The organism is Streptomyces blattellae, from assembly GCF_009709555.1.
GTDB lineage: Bacteria > Actinomycetota > Actinomycetes > Streptomycetales > Streptomycetaceae > Streptomyces > Streptomyces blattellae.
The window spans coordinates 18,420-28,295 of sequence record NZ_WJBG01000203.1 but is presented as its reverse complement, the minus strand read 5'-3'; the positions used below and the strand labels follow the sequence as shown (position 1 = coordinate 28,295).

At 71.1% G+C, this 9,876-nt stretch carries 9 protein-coding genes and 1 pseudogene; 7 read left to right on the top strand and 3 right to left on the bottom strand.

Features of this window, described 5'->3' with window-relative positions; all coding sequences use genetic code 11:
* Both GFH49_RS27530 and GFH49_RS27525 read right to left on the bottom strand, forming a co-directional pair.
* Positions 1–247: pseudogene (locus GFH49_RS27530) on the bottom strand (hypothetical protein); the annotation flags it as partial.
* The gene (locus GFH49_RS27525; protein ID WP_155058758.1) at positions 244–1,227 is read right to left on the bottom strand and encodes an aldo/keto reductase; all 984 of its coding nucleotides are present in this window, start codon (positions 1,225–1,227) and stop codon (positions 244–246) included. The gene GFH49_RS27525 and the pseudogene GFH49_RS27530, both read right to left, overlap by 4 nt.
* 119 nt (positions 1,228–1,346) lie before the next feature.
* Here GFH49_RS27525 and GFH49_RS27520 point away from each other — a divergent pair, with 119 nt between their 5' ends.
* Both GFH49_RS27520 and GFH49_RS27515 read left to right on the top strand, forming a co-directional pair.
* The gene (locus GFH49_RS27520; RefSeq protein WP_155058757.1) at positions 1,347–2,402 is read left to right on the top strand and encodes an LLM class F420-dependent oxidoreductase; all 1,056 of its coding nucleotides are present in this window, start codon (positions 1,347–1,349) and stop codon (positions 2,400–2,402) included.
* A 211-nt stretch (positions 2,403–2,613) separates the two neighbouring features.
* Entirely contained in the window at positions 2,614–3,402 is a 789-nt protein-coding gene (locus tag GFH49_RS27515; RefSeq protein WP_155058756.1) for a ferritin-like domain-containing protein, read from the top strand.
* 103 nt (positions 3,403–3,505) lie between these two features.
* Here the strand turns inward: GFH49_RS27515 and corA are convergent, their stop codons facing one another.
* Positions 3,506–4,504 (bottom strand): magnesium/cobalt transporter CorA, encoded by a 999-nt coding sequence (gene corA, locus GFH49_RS27510; RefSeq protein WP_155058755.1) that lies wholly within the window; start codon positions 4,502–4,504, stop codon positions 3,506–3,508.
* A gap of 62 nt (positions 4,505–4,566) precedes the next feature.
* Here corA and GFH49_RS27505 point away from each other — a divergent pair, with 62 nt between their 5' ends.
* The 5 genes from GFH49_RS27505 to GFH49_RS27485 all read left to right on the top strand — a co-directional run bounded on the left by GFH49_RS27505 (position 4,567) and on the right by GFH49_RS27485 (position 9,840).
* The gene (locus GFH49_RS27505; protein ID WP_155058754.1) at positions 4,567–5,253 is read left to right on the top strand and encodes a histidine phosphatase family protein; all 687 of its coding nucleotides are present in this window, start codon (positions 4,567–4,569) and stop codon (positions 5,251–5,253) included.
* A gap of 98 nt (positions 5,254–5,351) precedes the next feature.
* The gene (locus GFH49_RS27500) at positions 5,352–5,942 is read left to right on the top strand and encodes an Rv2134c family protein (protein ID WP_155058753.1); all 591 of its coding nucleotides are present in this window, start codon (positions 5,352–5,354) and stop codon (positions 5,940–5,942) included.
* The gene (locus GFH49_RS27495) at positions 5,906–6,727 is read left to right on the top strand and encodes an Rv2133c family protein (RefSeq protein ID WP_155058752.1); all 822 of its coding nucleotides are present in this window, start codon (positions 5,906–5,908) and stop codon (positions 6,725–6,727) included. Before GFH49_RS27500 ends, GFH49_RS27495 begins: the two co-directional genes overlap by 37 nt.
* Positions 6,728–6,849: 122 nt before the next feature.
* Positions 6,850–8,079, top strand: a complete 1,230-nt coding sequence (gene mshC / locus GFH49_RS27490) for a cysteine--1-D-myo-inosityl 2-amino-2-deoxy-alpha-D-glucopyranoside ligase (RefSeq protein ID WP_155058751.1) — start codon at positions 6,850–6,852, stop codon at positions 8,077–8,079.
* Between the two features lie 792 nt (positions 8,080–8,871).
* Positions 8,872–9,840 carry an SMP-30/gluconolactonase/LRE family protein gene (locus GFH49_RS27485; RefSeq protein ID WP_155058750.1) on the top strand — a complete coding sequence of 323 codons (969 nt, stop codon included), beginning with the start codon at positions 8,872–8,874 and terminating at the stop codon, positions 9,838–9,840.
* Positions 9,841–9,876 lie beyond the last annotated feature (36 nt).

Here is a 9,876-nt window from a genome sequence, read left to right as displayed (position 1 = left end):
CGGCACCGCCTGTGTCGGCACCGCCTGTGTCGGCACCGCCTGTGTCGGCACCGCCTGTGTCGGACCCGCCCGTATCAGCCCCGGTCTCCCCGGAGCCGTCCGCGTAGACCCCCGTCTCCCCGGCGCCGTCCCCGGTCGGCTGGCCCTCTGTGGTCCCCGGATCCCCGGCAGTGCCGTTCGGCGCGGCGCCCGGGGTGCCCGGCTTGGCGTGCGCGGCGTCCTCGGTGGGGTCGGGGTCCGTGCTCACAGCATGCTCCAGTCGTGATCGGGATAGCGGTGCACGGGCGCTGACACGTCGTCGAGCGCCCGGCAGATCTCGTCAGGAAGACTAAGGGCCTCCACTGACAATGCCGCCGTGAGCTGCTGCGCGTTGCGCGCGCCGACGATGGGCGCGGCCACTCCGGGCCGGTCGCGGACCCACGCGAGGGCCACCTGGAGCGGGGTCACCGCGAGCCCGTCCGCCGCCGTCGTCACGGCGTCCACGATCCGGCCCGCGGTGTCGTCGAGGTACGGCTCGACGAACGGCGCCAGATGCTCGGACGCGCCCCGCGAGTCGGCCGGCGTCGCGTTGCGGTACTTGCCGGTCAGGACGCCGCGGCCGAGCGGGGAGGAGGGCAGCAGGCCGATGCCGAGATCGAGGGCGGCGGGCAGCACCTCGCGCTCGACGCCGCGCTGGAGGAGCGAGTACTCCAGCTGCGTACCGGCCAGCCGGGTCCGGGTGCCCGGCGCCGCCAGCTGCCAGGTGGCCGCCTTGGCGAGCTGCCAGCCGCAGAAGTTGGAGACACCCGCATACCGCGCCCGGCCGCTGCTGACCGCGAGGTCGAGGGCGTGGAGGGTCTCTTCCAGCGGGGTGTACGGGTCGTAGGCGTGGATGTGCCACAGGTCGACGTAGTCCGTGCCCAGCCGGGCCAGCGAGGCGTCCAGCGCGGCGAGCAGGTGGCCGCGTGAGCCGTCGACGCGGATGTCCGGGTCGGGCACGCTGCCGGCCTTGGTGGAGATGACCAGGTCCCGGCGCGGTACCAGGCCTTCTATGAGTCGTCCGAGCAGATACTCGGCCTCCCCGTCGCCGTACACGTCGGCCGAGTCGATGAGTGTCCCGCCCGCTTCCCAGAACGTTTTCAAGAGGTCCGCCGCGTCGTGCTCGTCGGTGTCCCTGCCCCAGGTGAGGGTGCCGAGTCCGATGCGGGACACGCGCAGGCCGGTGCGGCCGAGATGCCTCTGCTCCATGGACGCCGAGATTACTGGCCACGGCCTGTGATGTGGGGGCCTGTGGATGACCAGTTTCCCCACCCCCGCGCTAAGGTCTCCGGACAAGGGACGTTACTGATCGGTAAGGGGAATCCGCCATGCAGCTCGGGATCAACCTCGGCTACTGGGGCGCCGGAATGGACGCGGACAATCTCGCCGTGGCCAAGGAGGCCGACCGGCTCGGGTACGCCGTCTGCTGGGCCGCCGAGGCGTACGGCTCGGACGCGGCGACCGTGCTCTCCTGGGTCGCCGCGCAGACCGAGCGCATCGACGTGGGCTCGGCCATCTTCCAGATCCCGGCCCGGCAGCCGGCGATGACCGCCATGACCGCCGCCACGCTCGACTCGCTCTCCGGTGGCCGCTTCCGGCTCGGCCTCGGCGTCTCCGGGCCGCAGGTCTCCGAGGGCTGGTACGGCGTCAAGTTCGACAAGCCGCTGTCCCGGACCCGCGAGTACGTGGAGATCGTACGCAAGGCGATGACGCGGGAGCGGCTGTCGTACGACGGCGAGCACTGGACCCTGCCGCTGCCCGGCGGCCCCGGCAAGCCGATCAAGCTGACCGTGCACCCGGAGCGCGAGCACATCCCGCTGTACATCGCGGCGATCGGCCCCAAGAACCTGGAGCAGACCGGCGAGATCGCCGACGGGGCCCTGCTCATCTTCCCCTCCGCCGACCATCTTGAGGACACCGCGATCACATACCTGCGGGCCGGGCGTGAGAAGGCCGGGAAGACCCTCGACGGGTTCGACGTCTGCCCGACGCTGCCGCTCGCGGTCGGTGCCGACAAGGACGTGACCACGCTGGCCGACGCCTTCCGCCCGTACACCGCGCTGTATGTCGGCGGCATGGGCAGCCCCAAGCAGAACTTCTACAACCAGCTCGCCCGGCGCATGGGCTACGAGCAGGCCGCCGCCGAGATCCAGGAGAAGTACCTCTCCGGCGACAAGCAGGGCGCGGCGGGCGCCGTACCGCACGAGCTGATCGACCAGACCACACTGCTCGGCTCCGTCGATCGCATCGCCGACCGGATGAAGGCCTACGCGGCTGCCGGGGTCACCACCCTCTCCCTCGCCCCGGCAGGCTTCACGCTGGACGAGCGGCTCGCCTCGCTGCGGGCCGGCACCGAGGCCCTGGAACGGGCCGGACTGGCGTGACGCGGAGGGAAGTTCCACGGCCGTGGTGGGGGCTCGGGGGTCTTCCCCGCCACGGCCGTCACGCAGCACAACGCGCCGGAGCGCGCGTGGTTACGCCCTCGGCGGACGCCGAGGTCATCCTTTTGGCGGAGTTGTCCGACACAGCTGTTGCAGCGTCCTTCAGACCGCATTTGACTCGTTCTCTGCGGAATCCTGCAGAGAGGTGCGCACGATGCTTTCGGCCAAGAGTCTGTTCCAGGAGATCCTCGACAACGACGAGTCCTTCCGCCTGTTCTGCTCCATCGCCGCCAGCGGCGAGTCACAGGGCGGCTGGGAGAACGCCCGTATCGCCGCGCTCGTCCCGGACAGCGAGCGCTCACTCGCCCCCAAGATCACCCGGCATGGCGCGGACGAGGACAAGCACGGGCGGATCTTCAACGCCCTGATGAAGAAGCGCGGCCTCGATCCCGTCCCCGTACCGCCGGAGACCGACTACACCATGCTCCTGGAGACGAACGGCATCGGCCTCGCGCACGACAAGCTCAAGCGGGACGAGCCGCTCACCGTCCAGGACATCGTCACCTACCTCGCGCACAGCAGGGTCACCGAGCAGCGCGCCTCCGAGGAGATGGAGCTGCTCCGCAAGCACTTCGCCGACCACCCCGACCTCGGCCGCGCGGTGAAGATGATCTCCAACGACGAGGACAACCACCTCGCCTACTGCCATGAGGAACTGCTGCGTTTCGCCCACGCCGGGCACGGCCGGGCCATCCAGCGGACGCTGCGGGAGTGCGCGCTCGCCGAGATCCGGATCTACCGGGACGTCAGCCTCGCCGTGATGTCCCACATGGGGCGCATCCTCGGCTGGCCGAAGCCGAAGGCCGCGCTGCTCGCGGCGGGCATCCACGCGATGTACGCGTACGAGCGGATCGCGGGCTGGCGCCGGATGGTCAGCCTGAAGATGCCCGAACGCCGCGACGCCCTCGGCGGACCCGCCACCTCGGCCCCCGAGTTCGCCTGAAGCCCCCGGGTGAGACTGAAGCCCCTGAGTGAGTCTGAAGCCCCCGAGTGAGTCTGAAGCCCCTGAGTTCGCCTGAGCCACGAACCCGCCCGAAGAACCGCGCTCACAGCCAGCCCCGGCTCTTGAACAGCCGGTACAACAAGACTTCCAGGGCGGCCATGGCCACGATCAGCGCCGGGTACGACCACACCCAGTGCAGCTCCGGCATGTGGTCGAAGTTCATGCCGTAGATCCCCGCGATCATCGTCGGGACCGCCGCCATGGCCGCCCACGCGGAGATCTTCCGCATGTCGTCGTTCTGCCGGACGCTCATCTGCGCCAGATGCGCCGACAGGATGTCGGAGACCAGCCGGTCCAGGCCCTCTACGGACTCGTTCACCCGCGTCAGATGGTCGTTGATGTCACGGAAGAACGGCTGCGCCTTCTCCGGCACGAAGGGCACCCGCAGGCCGAACAGGCCGGTGCCCGCGAGCCGGTCCAGCGGCTGGGCCAGTGGACCGGTGGCCCGCCGGAACTCCAGGATCTGCCGCTTGAAGTCGTAGATGCGGGACGCGGTGTGCCGCGAGCCGCCGACGGTCGGCGAGAACACCTCCGCCTCCAGCTCCTCCAGGTCCGTGCCCAGCTCGCCCGCCACGTCCACGTAGTGGTCGACGACGGCGTCGGAGATCGCGTACAGCACCCCCGAGGGACCGTGCCGCAGCATCTCGGGCTCCGCCTCCAGCCGCCGCCGTACGGCCGTGAGCGGTGCTTCCTCACCGTGCCGCACGGTCACCACGAAGGAGTCGCCGAGGAAGACCATGACCTCACCGGAGGAGACGACGTCGCTCTTGGGCTCGTACCCGACCGGCTTGAGGACCATGAACAGCGAGTCGTCGTACACCTCCAGCTTGGGGCGCTGGTGGGCATTGAGGGCGTCCTCGACGGCCAGCGGATGCAGTCCGAACTCCTCCGTGACCCGGTCGAACTCGTCCTCCGTCGGCTCGTACAGCCCGATCCACACGAACGCGTCCCCGCCCACACGGCACCGCGCCAGGGCCTCGGAGAGGTCCTGTGGCCCCTCCGTGCGCATCCCGTCCCGGTAGACGGCGCAGTCGACGATCACGGAGCGTATTCTCCCGTCCCACGCCGCCGGGCGCACCCCTGTGGACGCCTACCCTTGGCGGCATGCCCACGCTGATCCTCGTCCGGCACGGACGATCCACCGCCAACACCGAGGGACTGCTCGCCGGGTGGACGCCCGGGGTCGCCCTCGACGAGCGCGGCGCCGCCCAGGCCGCGGCGCTGCCCGGGCGCCTCGCCGAGTTGCCGATCTCCGAGGTCGTCACCAGCCCGCTGCAGCGCTGCCAGGAGACGATACGGCCGCTGCTGGACGCCCGGCCGGAACTGACCGCGCACTCCGACGAGCGGATCGGGGAGTGCGACTACGGCGACTGGTCCGGACGCAAGCTCGCCGAACTCAAGGACGAGCCGCTGATGGAGGTCGTACAGGCGCATCCCTCGGCGGCGCGGTTCCCCGGTGGTGAGTCGATGCGGGCGATGGCGACCCGTGCCGCCGAGGCGGTGCGCGAGTGGAACGCGCGCGTGGAGCGCGACCACGGCGCCGACGCCCTCTATGTCATGTGCTCGCACGGCGACATCATCAAGTCCCTCGTGGCGGACGCGCTCGGACTCCATCTCGACCTCTTCCAGCGGATCTCCGTAGAGCCGTGTTCCATCACCGCGATCCGTTACACCCGTCTCAGGCCGTTTCTCGTCCGCCTCGGTGACACCGGGGATTTCGCGTCCCTCGCGCCGCGCGCGGAACCCCCGTCGGCAGACGCCCGGGTCGGGGGCGATGCGGGCGCACCGTGATCGTCAACCGCAGTAGGGTGAAGCGGTCGAGGCGGCGCTGAACCTGTTCCAGCGACCGCAGCGGCCGGTCCCGATGTCGATCCCAATGGAGACAGGACGTGTCCCGTCAGGTGTTCCTCTACGACCCGCCGGACCGCTTCGTGGCCGGCACGGTCGGGCTGCCCGGGCGCCGTACGTTCTTCCTCCAGGCCATCGCCGGTTCCCGCGTGACCAGCGTGGCCCTGGAGAAGACCCAGGTCGCCGCGCTCGCCGAGCGCATGGACGAACTGCTCGACGAGGTGGTACGACGCAGTGGCGGCAGCGCCGCCGTCCCTGCCATGGCGCCCAGCGAGGTCGCCGACACGGCCCCGCTGGAAGCCCCCATCGAGGAGGAGTTCCGCGTCGGCACCATGGCCCTCGCCTGGGACGGCGACGAGCAGCGCATGATCGTCGAGGCGCAGGCCCTCGTGGAGCTGGACGCCGACTCCGAGGAAGACCTCGCCGAGGCCGAGGAACGGCTGCTCCAGGACGAGGAGAACGGGCCCCCGATGCTGCGGGTCCGGCTCACCGGCGCCCAGGCCCGCGCGTTCGCCAAGCGCGCCCTGGACGTCGTCAACGCCGGGCGGCCGCCGTGCCCGCTGTGCAGCCTCCCGCTCGACCCGGAAGGACACGTATGTCCGCGCCAGAACGGATACCGCCGCGGAGCGTGACCACGGCCCAGCTGCTCACCCTCGGTCAGCTCACGGTCCGCGGGCAGATCCGGGACGCCTCGAACGCGGTGCTGTACTGCTCCGTCTCCCATGAGGGGGAAGAGGCCCTCTGCGTCTACAAGCCCGTCCGCGGGGAGCGCCCCCTCTGGGACTTCCCCGACGGCAACCTCGCCCGGCGCGAGGTCGCCGCGTACGAGGTGTCCGAGGCCACCGGATGGGGCCTGGTCCCCACCACCGTGCTGCGCGACGGGCCGTACGGCGAAGGCATGGTCCAGCTGTGGATCGAGGCGCAGCCGGAGGAGAGCGAGCTGCTCGCCCTCGTCGACGGCGAGGAACCCGGCCCCGGCTGGAAGGCGATCGGCTTCGCCGAGGCCGGCGACGGAAAGACGGCGCTGCTGGTGCACGCCGACGACGCACGGCTGCGCCGCCTCGCCGTCCTCGACGCCGTGATCAACAACGCGGACCGCAAGGGCGGCCATCTGCTGCCGGCCTCCGACGGCCGGCTGTACGGCATCGATCACGGCGTGACCTTCAACACGGAGAACAAGCTGCGCACGCTGCTGTGGGGGTGGGCGGGTGAGCCGCTCACGGGAGAGGCCGTCGACGCGCTCAAGGGCCTCAAGGACGCCATGGGGCACGGCGGAGCCCTGGCTGAACGCCTGACCGTGCTGATCACCGGCGCCGAACTCGACGCCACGCGCGCGCGTGTCGACGGGCTGCTCACCGCGGGGGTCCATCCGCAGCCGAGCGGCGAGTGGCCTGCCATTCCGTGGCCGCCGGTGTAGGGCCGGTGTGCGGAAGAAGGGGAGCGACCAGCACGGCCGACGACATTCCGCAAGAGTGCGCCACCGGCCATCCGGCCTGGTCCGGTTCGAATACGGAACTCCCGTCCGGTTAGGCTCATGACATGCATGCCTGGCCCGCTTCTGAGGTCCCCGCCCTGCCTGGCAAGGGCCGCGACCTGAGGATTCACGACACAGCGACCGACGGGCTCGTCACCCTCGCCCCCGGTCCCGTCGCCCGTATCTACGTCTGCGGCATCACTCCGTACGACGCGACCCACATCGGTCACGCGGCGACCTACAACGCGTTCGACCTCGTGCAGCGCGTGTGGCTCGACACCAAGCGGCAGGTTCACTACGTCCAGAACGTGACCGACGTCGACGATCCCCTGCTGGAGCGCGCCCAGCGGGACAACGTCGACTGGGTCGCCCTCGCCGAGCAGGAGACGGCCCTCTTCCGCGAGGACATGACCGCCCTGCGGATGCTGCCGCCGCAGGACTACATAGGCGCGGTCGAGGCGATACCCGGCATCGTGCCGCTCGTCGAGCGGCTGCGCGACGCGGGCGCGGCCTACGAGCTCGAAGGGGACGTCTACTTCTCCGTCGAGTCCGACCCGAACTTCGGCAAGGTCTCGAACCTCGACGCGGCCGCCATGCGGCTGCTGTCCGCCGAGCGCGGCGGCGACCCCGACCGGCCGGGCAAGAAGAGCCCGCTGGACCCGATGCTGTGGATGGCAGCCCGTGAGGGCGAGCCGTGCTGGGACGGCGGTTCGCTCGGCCCCGGTCGGCCCGGCTGGCACATCGAGTGTGTCGCCATCGCCCTGGACCACCTCGGCATGCGCTTCGACATCCAGGGCGGCGGCTCCGACCTCGCCTTCCCGCACCACGAGATGGGCGCCTCGCACGCCCAGGTGCTGACCGGCGAGTTCCCCATGGCCACGGCGTACGTCCACGCCGGCATGGTCGCGCTGCACGGCGAGAAGATGTCGAAGTCCAAGGGCAACCTGGTCTTTGTCTCCGCACTGCGCCGCGCGGGCGTCGACCCGGCCGCGATCAGGCTGGCCCTGCTCGCCCACCACTACCGGGCCGACTGGGAGTGGACCGACCAGGTCCTTCAGGAGGCCGTCGCGCGCGTGGACCGCTGGCGTGCCGCCGTCTCCCGCCCCGACGGACCGCCCGCCGAGACGCTGGTCGAGGAGATCCGCGCGGCCCTGGCCAACGACCTGGACGCCCCGGCCGCCCTCGCTGCCGTCGACCGCTGGGCGGCGCTCCAGCAGGAGCGGGGCGGCACGGACGAGGGCGCCCCCGGCGTCGTATCGCGCGCGGTGGACGCTCTGCTGGGTGTGGCCCTGTAATCAGCCGGAGGGCGCTTCCTCTCAAGCCAGGACGCAGGCCAGGAAGCAGGCCAGTGAGCAGGCCAGGAAGCGCCCTTCTTCACCTGCGCGTCAGATCCGTTGGCTCCGCACGCTGCGCAGTACGTTCGGCGCCTGGGTCTCGCGACCCCGTCAGGGTCGACGTGGTCGTGCGGTCCGGGACGCCGGGTACGGCGCCGACGCGCGGGCCACCGCCCCACCGGAGTGATGGTTCAGGGCTTCCCCGTCGCCTGTGACCGTGCCCAACTGTCGGCCGGCTCGTACACGGGTCGGCGCTCTGCCGAGAGGCGGGCACGGCGCCGGGGTTCGCATGCGCCGTGTCGATCCCCGGCAGCGCGGCGATCCGTGAGCGCAGCTCCTGGCGCCGAACAGCGGTTCCAGAACGAGCTGTTCGTCGCTGAGCCACTGTTGCGGGCCGATACATCGGCGCCCGCCGCCCAGCGGACACCGGAGGCTGAGGTGGCTCCGGACAGCTGCCCGGCGTGGCCACCGCCCTCGACCTGCGGGTTCCGGTGATGATCCCCTGCACCACCTGGCGGACACCCGGCGGGACGCCATCCGGCCCCTCGACGGCTGAACCCTCCCTCGGCCGAAGGCGGTTGGCCTGTGCGATCGGCGTGAAAGAGATGTCCCGTGACAATCCGGCCAGATGCTGTCTACTGGCTGTCGAGGGACTGGGGGACGCTGCGGAGCCATCCGGCATGTGATGGGGTGGACGCGTCAGTTGACCGCTGGACCAGCCAGTCGGCCGGTCCGTCCGCGGAAGGACGCACAGTGGCACCCACGCATCGCTCCTTCGCACATGACCTCACCCGTCGGAGGATCCTCACGGCCGGCGCCGCGACCGCCGGTGCCGTGCTCGCCGGGGCCACGACGGCCTCGGCGTCCGGGAAGTCCTGGCCGGCCGTGATCCCGCTGCCCGACGGATTCCGCCCGGAGGGCATCACGATCGGCGGCGGGCCGTACGCCTACCTCGGCTCGCTCGGCGACGGCTCGATCTACCGGGCCGACCTGCGCACCGGCCGGGGCGGCATCGTCTCGACCGGGCCCGGCACGCCCTCGGTCGGCCTCAAGCTCGACGACCGGGGACGCCTGTTCGTCGCCGGACGCGGGGAGGGCGCCCGTGTCGTCGACGTCCGCAGCGGCGCGATCATCGCGTCGTACGTCCTCACCACGGCGGCCCCGACCTTCGTCAACGATGTGTTTTTGACCCCGCGCACGGCCTGGTTCACCGACTCCTACCAGCCCGCGCTGTACGCCCTGCCGCTCGGCCGGGGCGGCGCGCTGCCGGACGCGGACGACATCGTGACGCTCACCCTGAGCGGCGACTGGAGCCAGGCGCCCGGCGAGGTCGTGAACGCCAACGGCGTCACCCGCACCCCCGACGGCTCGGCCCTGCTGGTCGTGCAGACCGGGGTCGGAGCCCTGCACCGGGTGGACCCGAAGACCGGGGTCACCAGGATCGTCGACCTCGGCGACACGGCCCCGCTCACCGCCGGCGACGGCCTGCTGCTGCTCGGGCGGACGCTGTACGTCGTTCAGAACCGGCAGAACGCGGTCGACGTGTTCACGCTCGCACCCGACGGCACCAGCGGAGTCTTCCGGCGCCGCATCACGGACCCGAACTTCGACGTGCCGACGACGGTCGCCGCGTATCGGGACCGGCTCTACCTGCCCAACGCACGGTTCGCCACGCCTCCGACGCCCACGACCACCTACGACGTGATCGCCGTGGCGCGCTGAGGAAAGCGGGCGAAAACCGGGGCGGAAGCCGAGGTG